This is a genomic window from Comamonas sp. Y33R10-2 (assembly GCF_019355935.1).
Taxonomy (GTDB): domain Bacteria; phylum Pseudomonadota; class Gammaproteobacteria; order Burkholderiales; family Burkholderiaceae_C; genus Comamonas.
This window is the reverse complement of record NZ_CP079925.1, coordinates 2,839,168-2,853,894: the sequence shown is the minus strand read 5'-3', so window position 1 is coordinate 2,853,894 and position 14,727 is coordinate 2,839,168. Positions and strand designations below refer to the sequence as shown.

Here is a 14,727-nt window from a genome sequence, read left to right as displayed (position 1 = left end):
GATAATTCCTAGTTTGCTAAGAATTAAGCAATGATCTTGGCAACCACACCGGCGCCAACAGTACGACCACCTTCGCGGATAGCGAAGCGCAGACCTTCTTCCATAGCGATGGGGTTGATCAGCTTCACAGTGATCGACACGTTATCGCCAGGCATAACCATTTCCTTGCCTTCTGGCAGTTCGATGGAGCCGGTCACGTCAGTTGTACGGAAGTAGAACTGAGGGCGGTAGTTGTTGAAGAAAGGAGTGTGGCGACCGCCTTCGTCCTTGGACAACACATACACTTCGGAAGTGAACTGTGTGTGTGGCTTGATCGAGCCTGGCTTAGCCAGAACTTGACCGCGCTGGACGTCTTCACGCTTAGTGCCGCGCAGCAGCAGGCCAACGTTGTCGCCAGCTTGACCTTGGTCCAGCAGCTTGCGGAACATTTCCACGCCGGTGCAAATGGTCTTGACGGTATCAGTGATACCGACGATTTCGATTTCTTCGCCGACCTTGATGATACCGCGCTCGATACGGCCAGTCACCACAGTGCCGCGACCGGAGATCGAGAACACGTCTTCCACAGGCATCGTGAACGCGCCGTCGATAGCACGTTCAGGAGTGGGGATGTATGTGTCCAGAGCTTCAGCCAGACGCAGGATAGCGGGTTCACCAATTTCAGATTGGTCGCCTTCCAGAGCCAGCTTGGCGGAGCCACGGATGATAGGAGTGTCATCACCGGGGAAGTCGTACTTGGACAGCAGCTCGCGCACTTCCATTTCGACCAGTTCCAGCAGTTCTTCGTCGTCCACCATGTCGGCCTTGTTCAGGAACACGATGATGTAAGGAACGCCAACTTGACGCGACAGCAGGATGTGCTCGCGAGTCTGGGGCATAGGGCCGTCAGCAGCGGAGCAAACCAGCACAGCGCCGTCCATCTGAGCAGCACCAGTGATCATGTTCTTCACATAGTCAGCGTGGCCTGGGCAGTCAACGTGAGCGTAGTGGCGGTTAGCCGTTTCGTACTCAACGTGAGCGGTATTGATGGTAATACCACGTGCCTTTTCTTCAGGAGCAGCATCGATCTGGTCGTAGGCCTTGGCTTCGCCGCCAAACTTCTTCGACAGAACGGTAGCGATAGCAGCCGTCAGAGTGGTCTTGCCGTGGTCAACGTGACCGATGGTGCCAACGTTAACGTGGGGCTTTGTGCGTTCGAATTTTTCTTTTGCCATGATTTCTCCAAAGAGCAAAAACCTGTGTGATGTTTAAGGTCTGCACCCCATTGCTGATTCGCTCTGCACAGGAGACAGAGCGGCATGAGATCGCAGACCGGCAAAATCGCGACAACCCACAAGGAGTTGTCGCGATCAGAACCCGAGATTATGACGGATTCGTCAAACCTGCGTCAATTACTTGGCGCGGGCAGAAACAATGGCTTCAGCCACATTGCGAGGAGCTTCAGCGTAGTGCTTGAACTCCATGGTGTAGCTGGCACGACCTTGAGTCATGGAACGCAGCGACGTGGCGTAGCCGAACATTTCCGACAAAGGCACTTCGGCCTTGATGGCCTTGCCGCCACCAACCATGTCGTCCATGCCCTGCACCAGACCACGACGGGAAGACAAGTCACCCATCACAGTACCGGCGTAGTCTTCTGGTGTTTCCACTTCCACAGCCATCATTGGCTCGAGGATGACGGGAGATGCCTTGCGAGCAGCTTCCTTGAAACCGAAGATAGCGGCCATCTTGAACGCCATTTCGTTCGAGTCCACATCGTGGTACGAACCGAAAGTCAGAGTGACCTTCACGTCCACAACGGGGTAGCCAGCCAGCACGCCGGAAGTCAGGGCTTCGATCACACCCTTCTCAACCGCAGGGATGTATTCGCGAGGAACCACACCGCCCTTGATAGCGTCCACAAACTCAAAGCCCTTACCGGGTTCTTGAGGTTCAACAGTGAACACCACGTGGCCGTACTGACCCTTACCGCCGGACTGACGAACGAACTTGCCGTCGATGTCCACAACCTTTTGGCGAATTGTTTCGCGGTAGGCCACTTGGGGCTTGCCCACGTTGGCTTCCACGTTGAATTCGCGCTTCATGCGGTCAACGATAATTTCCAGGTGCAGCTCGCCCATACCGGCGATGATGGTCTGACCCGATTCTTCGTCAGTACGCACGCGGAACGATGGATCTTCAGCAGCCAAACGCGACAGGGCGATACCCATCTTTTCCTGGTCAGTCTTGGTCTTAGGTTCCACAGCCTGTGCAATCACAGGCTCGGGGAAGACCATGCGTTCCAGAATGATGGGAGCGTCCAGAGCACACAGTGTTTCACCGGTGGTCACGTCCTTCAAACCCACGCAAGCAGCGATGTCGCCGGCGCGAATTTCTTCCACTTCAACGCGGTCGTTCGCCATCATTTGCACGATACGGCCGATACGCTCTTTCTTACCCTTGACAGAGTTCAGAACGGTTTCGCCCTTGGACAAAACGCCGGAGTACACGCGCACGAAGGTCAGCTGACCCACGAACGGATCGGTCATCAGCTTGAAAGCCAGAGCCGAGAACTTCTCAGCATCGTCAGCCTTACGCGACAGCTTCTTTTCTTCGTCATCGGGGTCAAGACCGGTAACGTCGTCGATATCCACAGGTGCTGGCAGATAGTCGATCACGGCGTCCAGCATGCGCTGAACACCCTTGTTCTTGAACGCAGTACCGCACAGCATTGGCTGGATTTCAACAGCCAGCGTACGGGCGCGGATACCGGCCTTGATTTCTTCTTCAGTCAAAGTACCTTCTTCCAGGTACTTGTTCATCAGTTCTTCATTGGCTTCAGCAGCAGCTTCGACCAGGTTTTCACGCCACTTGTTAGCGGTTTCAACCAAGTCAGCAGGAATGTCTGCGTAGTCAAACTTCATGCCCTGGGAAGCTTCGTCCCAGATGATGGCCTTCATTTTGACCAAGTCAACCACGCCTTCGAACTTGTCTTCAGCGCCGATTGGGATCACCACGGGCACAGGGTTCGCGTTCAGGCGAGCCTTCATGCCGTCATAGACCTTGAAGAAGTTGGCGCCAGTACGGTCCATCTTGTTCACGAAGGCCAGACGAGGCACTTTGTACTTGTTAGCTTGACGCCACACAGTTTCGGACTGGGGCTGCACGCCACCCACAGCGCAGTAAACCATGCAAGCACCGTCGAGCACGCGCATGGAACGCTCAACTTCAATAGTGAAGTCAACGTGGCCGGGGGTGTCAATGATGTTGAAGCGGTGTTCTGGGTACGACAGATCCATACCCTTCCAGAAGCAGGTCACTGCAGCGGAAGTAATGGTGATGCCACGCTCTTGCTCTTGCTCCATCCAGTCGGTGGTAGCAGCGCCGTCGTGCACTTCGCCCAGCTTGTGGGTCACGCCTGTGTAAAACAGGATACGTTCTGTCGTGGTGGTCTTGCCAGCGTCAATGTGGGCCGAGATACCGATGTTACGGTAGCGCTCAATGGGGGTCTTGCGAGCCATGATGGATCCTTGCTTGATCTTGTGAGAGTGCCGCCTTGCCCGGCCTTGTACGCTGGGAGCAGCAGTTCTATATGGGGACGCTCAAAATCGACACAAGGCCGCAGCAATTTTTTTGCATGCGGCCCTGTATCTCGAGCGAGATTCCGTTTAGAAGCGGAAGTGGCTGAAAGCCTTGTTGGCTTCGGCCATGCGGTGAACTTCATCACGCTTCTTCATGGCGCCGCCACGGCCTTCGGTTGCTTCGAGCAACTCGTTAGCCAGACGCTGAGCCATGGACTTCTCGCCACGCTTGCGGGAAGCTTCCTTGATCCAGCGCATGGCCAAAGCCAGACGACGGACGGGACGAACTTCAACAGGCACTTGGTAGTTAGCACCACCAACGCGGCGGGACTTCACTTCGACCATAGGCTTGACGTTGTTGATAGCAACCACGAAGGCTTCCAGAGGATCCTTACCGGGGTGCTTCTTCTCGATCAGTTCCAGAGCGCCATAAATGATGCGCTCAGCAACTGCCTTCTTGCCGCCTTCCATGATCACGTTCATGAATTTGGACAGCTCTACGTTGCCGAACTTTGGATCCGGCAGAATTTCACGTTTGGGGACTTCGCGACGACGTGGCATTTTTTACCTCTATCTTTGCTTCAGTTGGCATCTTTTCAGATACCGCGAGAGCTATTCAAAACTCTCACTTACTCGACCCACACAAAAATTGTGCTTGGGGCCACTACGTTTGATCGCGCCAGTCAGGCGAATCAAACACCATATGTCTTCAAGAAACCAGGACTAATTACTTAGCCTTAGGCTTCTTCGCGCCGTACTTGGAGCGAGACTGCTTACGATCCTTGACGCCTTGCAGGTCAAGCGAACCGCGCACGATGTGGTAACGCACACCTGGCAAGTCCTTTACACGACCACCACGCACCAGAACAACGCTGTGCTCTTGCAGGTTGTGGCCTTCACCGCCGATGTACGAAATAACTTCGAAACCGTTGGTCAAACGAACCTTAGCCACCTTACGCAAAGCCGAGTTAGGCTTCTTTGGCGTGGTGGTGTACACGCGAGTGCACACGCCACGGCGTTGGGGGCAGTTTTCCATAGCAGGGCTCTTGGATTTAACAACTTCTACCGTGCGGCCCTGGCGCACGAGTTGGTTAATGGTTGGCATTAATAAACGTCCCTAAACGTGAATTTGCTTCGTGAAAAGCGAAAACGTGAATCCCTTCGGAAATTCCGAAAAGCCCTAGAATGTAGCAGTTTGAAAATCATTGCGCAACCGATGGGCGCCAATAGCCCCGCTAAGCCGACACTTATTTCAACCGCGTACGTCAAACACCTGCCACCGGCGACAAGGCAGTGAAGGACTGCCTGCGCCAGCGAGCAGACTTACTTGATCCAGAGGCGAATGGTGTCCCACAGGCGGCCAAAGAAGCCGGCCTGCTCAACCGCCTCCAAGGCGACCAAGGGCACTTCAGCCACAACATCAGCACCCGACTTGACCTTGAGCACGCCCATGACCTGGCCCTTGGCAATGGGGGCGATCAGCGGATCTTGGCGCACGACTTCAGTCGTCAGCTTGCCGCCAGTGCCCGAGGGCACGGTCACCACCACGGCGCCATCGGCCTTGCCGATCTTGACTACGTTCGCTGCGCCCTTCCACAGCGCGGGGGTTGCCACAGGCTGATCTGCATCAAACAGCTTGACTGCATCAAAGGCGGTGTAGCCCCAGTTCAGCAGCTTCTGGCTTTCGTTGGCACGGGCCTTTTCGCTGCTCGTGCCCAGCACGATGGAAAGCAGGCGGCGCTGGCCTACATTAGGCAGGTCACGCTTGGCTGTGGCCACTAAGCAGTAGCCTGCGGCATTGGTGTGACCGGTCTTGAGGCCATCCACCGTAGGATCGCGGAACAGCAAAGCATTGCGGTTGCTGCCGTTGGAAGCTGGCGTGCCGGGATAGCTGTATTGCTTGGTGGAGTAGTAGTGCATGTACTCGGGGAAGTCATGCAGCAGGCGTTGAGCCAAGATGGCCAGATCACTCGCTGTCGTCAAATGCCCCGGCTCGGTCAAGCCTTCGGGGTTTTTGTATGTGGTGTTCTTCATGCCCAAGACCTTGGCCTGATCATTCATCATCTTGACGAAGTTCTCAGCCGTGCCGCCAACGGCCTCGGCCAGCGCCATCGTCGCGTCGTTGCCGGACTGCACAATCATGCCGCTGAGCAGGTCGTTCACAGGCACCTGCATCTTGGGGTCGATGAACATGCGCGAGCCGGGCATCTTCCACGCGCGCTCGCTCACTGGCATACGCTGCTCTAGCGCGATCTTTTTGGCGCGCAGGGCCTCAAACACCACATACGCAGACATCAGCTTGGTCAGCGATGCTTGCTCAATCAGGGCATCCACATCCTTGGCACCCAGTACCTGACCCGCGGTGACGTCCACCAGCAGGTAATTGCGGGCTGCAATTTCGGGTGGAACGGGGGCGACCACCTGAGCCATGGCAAAAACAGGGGCGATTGCCGCAGCAACAGCCAGAACACGCAGCGTGGAATAAATAGGCTTCATTAAGAGAGTTCTCGCTAAATCAAAGACAGGGCAAAGACAAGCGCGGTGATTTACCGCCAAAAACGGCCCAAGCCAAGGATATACCTTGGCTTGGTGCTATGAAATATGGACAAACCAAGACCAAGGTGTCAGGGCTCATAAAGGGGCTTGCTTACTGCGACTTTAGGTGGCGCACCACCAAATTTTTCAGCAAAGGCAATTCTCCGTGAAAGAAATGTCCCACCTGTGGAATCACCGTAACAGGCAGTATCTGCGGGCGAGCCCAGTCCATCACGGAAGCGAGGGTCACCGTATCGTCCGCCTCCCCATGAATGACTAGCGTGCTGTCATGCGCAGCAAGCGGCACGGGCGCTACATCAAAACGACTGGCTGCCGTGCCCACCAGCACGGCCTTGGCCACGCGGCCTTCATCCCACAGCGCAGCCAACGCATGGCTGGTAACAAAAGCGCCAAAAGAAAAGCCAGCCAGTGCAATCGCCCCCTCGGGGGCCACTTGGCGCACCACGCCAAGCAAGTCCTGCAGCTCGCCCTTGCCGGCATCGTATTCACCGGCACTGGCACCTACGCCGCGAAAGTTAAAACGCACCGCCGTGTAGCCGCACTGCACAAAGGCACGGGCCAGCGTCTGCACGACCTTGTTATCCATGGTGCCGGCAAATAGCGGGTGGGGGTGGGCGATGATGGCCACGCCCTTGGGGCTTTGCCCCTCAGCCAACTGCGGTGCATCGCGCAGGGCTTCAATTACGCCGGCTGCGCCGGTCAAGCTTAGTCGTTCAGTCTGAGAATTCACTATTCGCTGTCCTAAATTTTTGCCCCTGAGTGGCCTTGCCGCGTCTCCCACGAGGGACGGAGGCTTCGCTGCGGGGCTACTTCGCTTGGCACCTCTGTACTGGAGACACGCCAGCCTTTAAACCTCGCCTGCGAAAGAGGTACCCCGCATGTTTGAGGTGCGCTGGAGGTCAGCGCCCGACGTTGTCGGCCAGCACCAGGCGCTCAACCACTTTGCCGTTTTTAAGGTGAGATTCGACGATCTCGTCGATATCGCTGTCGTCCACAAAGGTGTACCAGACGGCTTCTGGGTAAACCACCGCTACCGGGCCACCCGCGCAGCGGTCAAGGCAGCCGGCCTTGTTCACGCGCACCTGTCCTTTGCCAGCCAGCCCCTCTTCTTTGACGCGGCGCTTGCAATGGTCAAAACCTGCCTTGGCGCCATGCAAGGCGCAGCAGTCTTCGCCGTTAAGGCGCTCGTTTAGGCAGAAAAAAATATGGCGCTGGTAGTAGCCATCGACCTTGTCTTGGTTCTGGGTGTCACTCATAGTGCGATCATTCTAGGCAGGCTGCTGACGCTTGGAAACGCGAACGATGACATAAGCCAGCGTCACGTAAGGCCAGAGCCAGCCCAGCCATTGACCAAGTCCATAAAAGCGAATGAAGCGTCCTTGCTCCCAAGCTTGTAGCGTCTGAGCGAAGTACACATTGGTAGGTGCTTGATTCAGTATGCTCAGATGCAGCACCAGCACCAGCAGCAACAGCACGGCACAGATACGGCGCGAGGCGGGCAAGGCAATCACCGCCAAGCCCAAAGCACCCCAAATGCCAAGGCGCACTGGCAAATCCACCCACTCCCAAGCATGGGTAGGCCCCCAGCTCAAAGCGGCAGACAAAGCCGTCACGCTGACCCCTGCAGCCAACAGCATGATTGCCGCGACGGCCCGCCGCCCCATGTGGCTCACAGCGCAATAGGCCAGCAAACACGGAATCCACAGGCCTAGCGTGACGCAAAACAGCTCCGTCACCATAGACAGCGGTGTCAGCGCAAAGTTACTGAGCGGCAACCAATCCTCAAACGGCGTGTTCAGCAACCAATCCTGCAAGGTCTCGTCCAAGCGCTCCAGCACCTGACCCAAGCCGAAGGGGACGGCCGCAGGAAACAGCAGCGCAAACGGCCACAGCGCCAGTAACACCAGCACGCCCGCCCCGCCCTCGCCCAGCCACTGAGTGCGAAAAGCGCTCCAACGCGATAGCACACCCAGCTTTTCCAGCAGCGCCGCCAGTAATGCCCCCATCAGCGTGCCGCCAGCGTTGAGCGCCCAATCCAAATTAGACGGCACGCGGCGTGGCAGGTAGATTTGCAAAAACTCCATGCTCAGCGACAGCAGTGTGCCCGCCAGAAAAGCCAGCGGCACCGCCAGCCGTGGCTGGCCCGAGCGCATCAGCGCCAGCGCCAGAAAAAAGCCCAGCGGCGCATAACCCACGATATTGGTGTTGACGTCAAACCACGTCCAGTAAGGCGGCGGAATTTGGGCGAACAAAAAGACGCGAGGATCAATCCCCTGCGCGCGCCAGCCATCAAAGGGGAACAGGCTGGCAAACACGATGAGCACGGCATACACCAGCGCCAGCGGCCAAGCCGAGGTCTGGCGCATGGAGATCACCGGCATCCCGCCAACCTGACTCACCGCAGATTCAGACACAAAAGCTCCCTGTTCCCATCAAGCCTAGAAAGGCTTGACCACAACCAAAATAACGGCAGCAATCAACAGCAGCACCGGCACTTCGTTGTAATAACGAAACCAGCGATGGCTTTTGCGGCAGGTGTTGTCAGCTAGCTTGCGCAGCAGCACGGCACAGCTGTGGTGGTAGCCGATGACCAGCAGCACCACGGCCAGTTTGGCATGCAGCCAGCCACCCCTGAAGCCCCAGCCCAGCCAAAGCCACACACCCAGCCCCAGCGCAGGCAGCGCCAAAAGAGTCGTAAAGCGCAGCAGCTTGCGCGCCATCAACACCAAGCGCTCGCGCTCAGCCACCGAGCCAGGGCTCACCATGGCTAAGTTGACAAAAATGCGCGGCAAATAGAACAGGCCAGCAAACCAGCTGGCCACGAAAACAATATGAAAAGCTTTAACCCATAGCATGAGACCCAGTGTAAGGGCACGCTGGCGCGCATCGCCAGCTGCATGGGGGCTCATTGGCGCTCATTTGCACTCTTTACCTTGCAATCGAGCCGCCGCCATGGATTAGTTGGCTATTAGTTGCGGGCTTGCCAGCCAAACCATGGCGAATGGGGCACAATTTTCCTCATGCATTTGTCCAGCCCCACTCCTTTCCCCCAGAGCCGTCCCCGCCGCCTGCGCCGCGATGCTTTCACCCGCAATCTGGTTCGCGAGAACGTGCTGACGTCCCACGACTTCATCTACCCCGTGTTTGTGCACGAAGGCAGCAATCTCCGTGAAGCCGTGCCCTCCATGCCCGGCGTGGATAGGCTGAGTCTGGACCTGCTGCTGCCCGTGGCCGAAGAGTGCGTGAAGCTGGAAATTCCTTACCTGGCTCTGTTCCCTGCCATTGACGCCTCGCTCAAAACTCCCGACGGCAAAGAAGCGCTGAACCCCGACGGCCTCATCCCACGCGTGGTGCGCGCCCTGAAAAAAGAATTCCCTCAGCTGGGCGTGATGACCGATGTGGCGCTGGACCCGTATACCAGCCACGGCCAAGACGGCATCTTGGATGAGAGCGGTTACATCATCAACGACGACACCGTGGAAATGCTGGTCGGCCAAGCCTTGGCCCATGCAGAAGCCGGCGTGGACATGCTCGCCCCTAGCGACATGATGGACGGGCGCATTGGCGCCATTCGCGAAGCGCTGGAGCTGCAAGGCCATATTCACACCCGAATCATGGCCTACAGCGCCAAGTACGCCAGCGCCTTCTACGGACCCTTCCGCGATGCCGTGGGCACGCGCGGCGCACTGGGTAAAGCCGACAAAAATGTCTACCAGATGGACCCCGCCAACACCGACGAAGCCCTGCGCGAAGTGGCGCTAGACATCGCCGAAGGCGCGGACATGGTCATGGTCAAACCCGGCATGCCGTACCTGGATGTGGTGCGCCGCGTCAAAGACGAATTCAAGGTGCCCACCTTCGCCTACCAAGTCTCGGGCGAGTACGCCATGATCAAAGCCGCAGCTGCCAATGGCTGGCTGGATCACGACCAAGTCATGATGGAAGCCCTGCTGGCGTTCAAGCGCGCCGGTGCTGATGGCATCCTGACCTACTTCGCCATTGACGCCGCCAAAAAGCTGCGAGGCTTGTAAGTTGAAGATGATGAATTTGATAGCTACAGGTGCTTAACTGACTTGCACCTGAGTCTGATTCAGGCATGATTTCCCGGCTCGGCAGCGACTTCCGAGCCGTTTTTGTATTCGCCTCGATATGCACGCACATGTCTGCACACATGCTTGCCTGCATCTCCACACAGTTATCAGCTACCCAAGGTGTCGTTGCCCATGCGCGTTCTGCACATCACCCCGCTTTCAGCCCAGCCTGTGGAAGACCTGCCCTCACAGCCGCCTACCACCGGCTTTTATTGGGTTTCCTGCACGCGCGCTGAGTTTGAGGCGCAACTGCCAGCCATCCAGTCACTGCTAATCCATGTGGGCGGCGCACCGCTGGTGGACTTGCATGTCTCCGACTTGCTCAACCCCGCCTTGCCCTCGAACTACGACTACACGTCGCGCTACGACATTTTGGTGTTTCGCAGGCTGGCCAACGCCCACCTGCCTCCACTGACCGGCAGCCACATTGCAACCACGCCCGCCGCCCCCGCCTCGTTAGCAGCGCCTTTGCCTGCCGCTGCATCGCCCACGACTTCAGCACCAGCCTCTCATCAGCCGGCACACAGCCAGCGCGATGCCCCGGTGCTGCAGCGCGTGGAAACCCAGCCCGTAGGCTTTGCGCTGTTTGACCAAATCCTGCTGTCCATCCACCCCGAAGACAACTGCTTTGTGCAAGACAACTTCTGGCAGCGCCTGATCTCCGGCCCCGTCAAGGTAGAAGGTCGCCAATCCAGCGGCAAGCTGCCGGTAGAGCCTGCCGACCTGATGCTGCGCATGGTCAACGGCATGGTCGACGGTTACTTGGATCTGCGCCGCACGCTGACGCGGCAGATTGATCACTGGCAGATCGCCCTGCTCAAGCCCCACAAGCGTTTTAGTAACTGGGCTAGCGTGCTGGATGTGCGACTGGCTTTGCACCAGCTCGACGAAATCTGCGAAGACCAGCGCGCCGCCATGCAGGACTGGACAGAGGCGCTGGAAGGCTGGCCGTCCGAGCACACCCCCGCCCGCCAGCATGAGCGCGAACTGCTGCGCGTGCGCTCACGTGACGTGCTGGAGCACATAGAGCGCGTGACCCACCACATTCACCGCATGGAGCAAAGCGCCGAGACCGCAGTGCAAATGCACTTCTCCGCCCAAAGCAACCGCGCCAACGACATCATGCGCACGCTGACTACGGTCACCGCCATCTTTTTACCGCTGAACCTGATTGCCGGCATCTTTGGCATGAACTTCGAGTTCATCCCCTTTGTGCACAACCAAAAAGGCTTTCTCTGGGCGCTATTGGCTATGGCCCTGATTACCGTGCTGCTGGTGGCCTACTTCTGGCGCAGGCGGTATCTAGAGAGCGAAGAGAAGGAGTGAGAGCCCCCTGAGCCGCTTTGCGGCTTCCCCTCTCTCTTCGGGAGGGGGATGACATCCTCGCTGCGCGGCGGCGCTTGCTTAATGTCTCTGGCCTAGGGTGCGCCCTGTAGCCGCGTTCCGCAACGCGTTTTGTTGGACCTGCGGAAGGTAGTCAAAGACTTATAACGGCCAGAAGCTGTTTTAAAGCAACCCCGTAAGCGGATGCTCAATCCGCCTAGTTTTGAAGTACTTATTAAATCTGCCCCCAAGGGAAATACAACGATGCCGATGGTTTGATTGCTCGGAACTTCTCACGAACTTTGTTAAGTTCCAGCTCCAAAGAGGCAGTGTTAAGTCGTCCACACGTAGAGTCATTAATTGCCGAGATGACTGTCTTGTGTCCATAGCTCGACACTTCAGCCGCCTGGCGATGACCAAAGTGAGCAAAATCGCTGGCGACATATATGAGCTGCGAGCTTGTGCCGGGTACAACCCGAACACCGTCCTCCTCCTGCATGTACTCAATGCTGTTTATATGACGCAGTAGATCAACTCGCAGAGAGTCAAATCGATTTCTCCTCGAAATAATAAGACCTGAATAAAGGCCAGTGACCAGGCCAGAAGCCAAGCCAGTACCGAGTCCAATCAAAATATTTTCGTAAAGAGGCGGCATCAGAAGACAGTTGATCCATAGAAAATCTTGCTTCAAAGACGTTCTTGAATTGTTTGAAGATGCTTCCATGCTATCCGCAGAATAGACCTCATAGGGTCGGCCTCCGCCATTCAAGTCACAGCAACGTTGACCATTGACGCTAATAGATCAGCTGCACCCACCGCAGCGGTTTAAGTCCATAAAAAAGCTGCTTGCGCTTACCTATCAAGCGCAAGCAGCTATGGTTTTTATGTCAGGCCAGATGTTCGCCGAAGAAGGCCAGAGTGCGCTCAATGGCCTTGGCCGCTGCGCCAGCGTTGTATGAGCCGCGCTGGCCGCAGTTGAAGCCGTGGTCGGCCTCATAGACATAGACCTGCGCCTTGGGCTGAGCCAGCTTGAAGGCTTCTACCGACTCCAGTGAGATGTAGTGGTCTTGGCTACCAAAGTGAGCTAGCACCGGGCACAGGGCTTGGCGGCTGGCTTCTTGCTCACCTGTCATGCCGCCGCCGTAGTAGCAAACGGCGGCAGACACGCTGGGCAACGTGCAGGCTGCGCGCCAAGTCATCAAGCCGCCCCAGCAGTAACCCACCACACCCACTTTGCCGCCGGGCACTAGCGTTGCAGCATGGGCCACGGCTGCCTCCACATCGCGCAGGGCCCCGGGTGAAGGTAAAGCTTCTACGGCAGCCTTGAGTGCCATGCCTGCCTTCATGTCCTCTTCAGCATAGCCAAGCTCTACGTTGTGTTTGACGCGGTTAAACATGGCGGGGGCCACGGCAACATAGCCTTGGGAGGCATAGCGATCAGCGACGGAGCGGATATGCGAGTTCACGCCAAAAATTTCTTGCAACACCACCACAGCACCGCGCGGCTTGCCTTCAGGCAGGGCCACGTAGGCGGGGGTTTTGGCGCCATCAACGGCGGTCAAGTCAACAAAGCTACCCATAAATGCTCCTAAATTTGTGGCACTCAACGTATGCCCGAAAAGCATTGGCAAAGGATTTCATTATGTTTGGCTAATGAATGCTGTAATGCCTGAGTTAACCCGCGAACCGCGCATTTTCATTCGCTGGCGAACGCGCAACCCATCAACATACTGCAAGCCATTGTCCACGCGTTTCTCACTCAAAGCACCGAAAACTGCATACTTGTAAGCAAGCAGCTGCCTTAGACCCTGCCGCTATGCACTGACGAATCGACCACGCCACGGGAACCCCATCTGCCATGGATTTGAAGCCGCTTATCACCTTGCTTGCCATCGTCAACCCGCTGGCCATCATTCCGTTTTTCATTCACTACACGGCGGGCTTCAATGCCGAGCAACGCTGGCAAACCATTCGCACCGCCGCCTTTGCCGCGTTTTGTGTGATTGCCGTGTGCGCCCTACTGGGTCTGGAAATTTTGCAGTTCTTCAATATCTCGCTGCAAAGCTTTCAGGTCGGCGGCGGCTTGCTGCTGCTGCTCAGCGCCATGAATATGCTGAACTCGCGCCCGGCAGAAGATCGGCCAAACAACGCCACGTTAGAGGCAGGAGTCGAGAAAGCCGCCGAGGGCAACAGCATTGCCGTGGTGCCCCTGACTATTCCGCTGCTGACAGGCCCCGCCGCCATGTCTACTGTGGTGATTTACGCCGACCAAGCCCGCACCATTTGGCAGCATGTAGCGCTGGTGGGCTATGGCGTGGTGGTGGCCGCCGCCATCATGCTGTGCTTTTCGCTAGCCAGCCCCATTGCCCGCGTGCTGGGCAAGACCGGCATCAACGTAATGACCCGGTTGATGGGGTTGATTTTGGCCGCGCTGGCGATTGAAGTGATGGCGGGGGGACTGGTCAAAATCTTCCCAATCCTTGCCTCTCCTGCGATATATCCGTAGCCTGCGTCGCTTTGCGCCGCTGGCTTAGAGAGAGTCCGTTTTACAGCCTAGCTTCTGCCGTTTTGTCAGAGGTGCCGCAAGCACCGCCGCAGCCGGTAATGGGCTCTTGCGGCAACGCCTCGGGCATCAGCACCGCACCGGTCAGCGGGTCAAAACCGGCGCTGCGCATGTGCAGGGCCAAAGATGCATCCATGTTTTGCGCATGGTGGCTAAACCAAGGGCCTAGCTCGCTGGCCATATGGCGAATCGTGCTCAGGTCGCCCTGCTCAGCCTTGACGGCACCCTCACGCATGACAGCCAGCACCACTTTGTGCTGCTGACTGTGGCAGTTACCCGGCGCAAATCCGGTGGCCTGCATCCAGCGGTCTTCTTGGTCAAAGTGGTGCTGGGTGTGGGCAATCAACACATCCCACAGTGCGCGCAGCTGCTCGTCGCCAGCCGCTTCAACCTGCGCCAGCAAGGCGACGAACTCTTCATGCACCTCGTCCATCACAGGGAAATCGACGATGAGGGAGGCATTCCATTCGAGGCTGGCCATGGCAGTTCCTTGGGGTGGGGTTGAAGACTTAGCAGCTTAAAAAGAAGGCGGCCCATCCTCTTTGACCCACATCAGCAAAGCCAGCTCCAAGCAATGTTTAAAACTTGCCCAAAATCAACAAAGCCCTGCATCGCAGGGCTTTGGATGTGCATG

Annotated in this window: 15 protein-coding genes; 3 read left to right on the top strand and 12 right to left on the bottom strand. The window is 57.1% G+C overall.

The window, feature by feature from the left end; translation table 11 throughout:
- Positions 1 to 23 precede the first annotated feature (23 nt).
- From tuf to KUF54_RS12655, 9 genes are all read right to left on the bottom strand, one after another.
- The gene (tuf, locus tag KUF54_RS12695) at positions 24 to 1,214 is read right to left on the bottom strand and encodes an elongation factor Tu (protein WP_219343172.1); all 1,191 of its coding nucleotides are present in this window, start codon (positions 1,212 to 1,214) and stop codon (positions 24 to 26) included.
- A gap of 177 nt (positions 1,215 to 1,391) precedes the next feature.
- Positions 1,392 to 3,500 carry an elongation factor G gene (fusA, locus tag KUF54_RS12690; protein WP_219343171.1) on the bottom strand — a complete coding sequence of 703 codons (2,109 nt, stop codon included), beginning with the start codon at positions 3,498 to 3,500 and terminating at the stop codon, positions 1,392 to 1,394.
- Positions 3,501 to 3,647: 147 nt separating this feature from the next.
- Complete coding sequence (gene rpsG, locus KUF54_RS12685) at positions 3,648 to 4,121, bottom strand: 30S ribosomal protein S7 (protein WP_219343170.1); 474 nt, start codon at positions 4,119 to 4,121, stop codon at positions 3,648 to 3,650.
- A 166-nt stretch (positions 4,122 to 4,287) separates the two neighbouring features.
- Complete coding sequence (rpsL, locus tag KUF54_RS12680) at positions 4,288 to 4,665, bottom strand: 30S ribosomal protein S12 (protein ID WP_012202325.1); 378 nt, start codon at positions 4,663 to 4,665, stop codon at positions 4,288 to 4,290.
- 218 nt (positions 4,666 to 4,883) lie between these two features.
- Positions 4,884 to 6,056, bottom strand: coding sequence for a D-alanyl-D-alanine carboxypeptidase family protein (locus KUF54_RS12675; RefSeq protein WP_219343169.1), 1,173 nt, complete (start codon positions 6,054 to 6,056; stop codon positions 4,884 to 4,886).
- Between the two features lie 151 nt (positions 6,057 to 6,207).
- A complete protein-coding gene (locus KUF54_RS12670; RefSeq protein ID WP_219343168.1) occupies positions 6,208 to 6,846 on the bottom strand; it encodes an alpha/beta hydrolase in 639 nt (212 codons plus the stop codon).
- Positions 6,847 to 7,015: 169 nt separating this feature from the next.
- The gene (locus tag KUF54_RS12665) at positions 7,016 to 7,372 is read right to left on the bottom strand and encodes a ferredoxin (protein ID WP_219343167.1); all 357 of its coding nucleotides are present in this window, start codon (positions 7,370 to 7,372) and stop codon (positions 7,016 to 7,018) included.
- Positions 7,373 to 7,384: 12 nt separating this feature from the next.
- Positions 7,385 to 8,482: a VanZ family protein gene (locus tag KUF54_RS12660; RefSeq protein WP_219346398.1), complete on the bottom strand. Its 1,098-nt coding sequence runs from the start codon at positions 8,480 to 8,482 to the stop codon at positions 7,385 to 7,387.
- Between the two features lie 72 nt (positions 8,483 to 8,554).
- A complete protein-coding gene (locus KUF54_RS12655; protein ID WP_219346397.1) occupies positions 8,555 to 8,971 on the bottom strand; it encodes a CopD family protein in 417 nt (138 codons plus the stop codon).
- A 165-nt stretch (positions 8,972 to 9,136) separates the two neighbouring features.
- Here KUF54_RS12655 and hemB point away from each other — a divergent pair, with 165 nt between their 5' ends.
- Both hemB and KUF54_RS12645 read left to right on the top strand, forming a co-directional pair.
- Positions 9,137 to 10,147, top strand: coding sequence for a porphobilinogen synthase (hemB, locus tag KUF54_RS12650; RefSeq protein ID WP_219343166.1), 1,011 nt, complete (start codon positions 9,137 to 9,139; stop codon positions 10,145 to 10,147).
- A 192-nt stretch (positions 10,148 to 10,339) separates the two neighbouring features.
- Positions 10,340 to 11,533 (top strand): magnesium transporter CorA family protein, encoded by a 1,194-nt coding sequence (locus KUF54_RS12645; RefSeq protein WP_219343165.1) that lies wholly within the window; start codon positions 10,340 to 10,342, stop codon positions 11,531 to 11,533.
- 232 nt (positions 11,534 to 11,765) lie between these two features.
- On the opposite strand, the gene KUF54_RS12640 is transcribed toward KUF54_RS12645, so the two are convergent.
- Both KUF54_RS12640 and KUF54_RS12635 read right to left on the bottom strand, forming a co-directional pair.
- A complete protein-coding gene (locus KUF54_RS12640; protein ID WP_219343164.1) occupies positions 11,766 to 12,254 on the bottom strand; it encodes a hypothetical protein in 489 nt (162 codons plus the stop codon).
- 163 nt (positions 12,255 to 12,417) lie between these two features.
- Positions 12,418 to 13,110 (bottom strand): dienelactone hydrolase family protein, encoded by a 693-nt coding sequence (locus tag KUF54_RS12635; RefSeq protein ID WP_219343163.1) that lies wholly within the window; start codon positions 13,108 to 13,110, stop codon positions 12,418 to 12,420.
- 278 nt (positions 13,111 to 13,388) lie between these two features.
- Here KUF54_RS12635 and KUF54_RS12630 point away from each other — a divergent pair, with 278 nt between their 5' ends.
- Positions 13,389 to 14,036 carry a MarC family protein gene (locus tag KUF54_RS12630; protein ID WP_219343162.1) on the top strand — a complete coding sequence of 216 codons (648 nt, stop codon included), beginning with the start codon at positions 13,389 to 13,391 and terminating at the stop codon, positions 14,034 to 14,036.
- A 40-nt stretch (positions 14,037 to 14,076) separates the two neighbouring features.
- On the opposite strand, the gene KUF54_RS12625 is transcribed toward KUF54_RS12630, so the two are convergent.
- On the bottom strand, positions 14,077 to 14,574 hold the full coding sequence (locus KUF54_RS12625; RefSeq protein WP_219343161.1) for a hemerythrin domain-containing protein: 498 nt from the start codon (positions 14,572 to 14,574) through the stop codon (positions 14,077 to 14,079).
- Positions 14,575 to 14,727 lie beyond the last annotated feature (153 nt).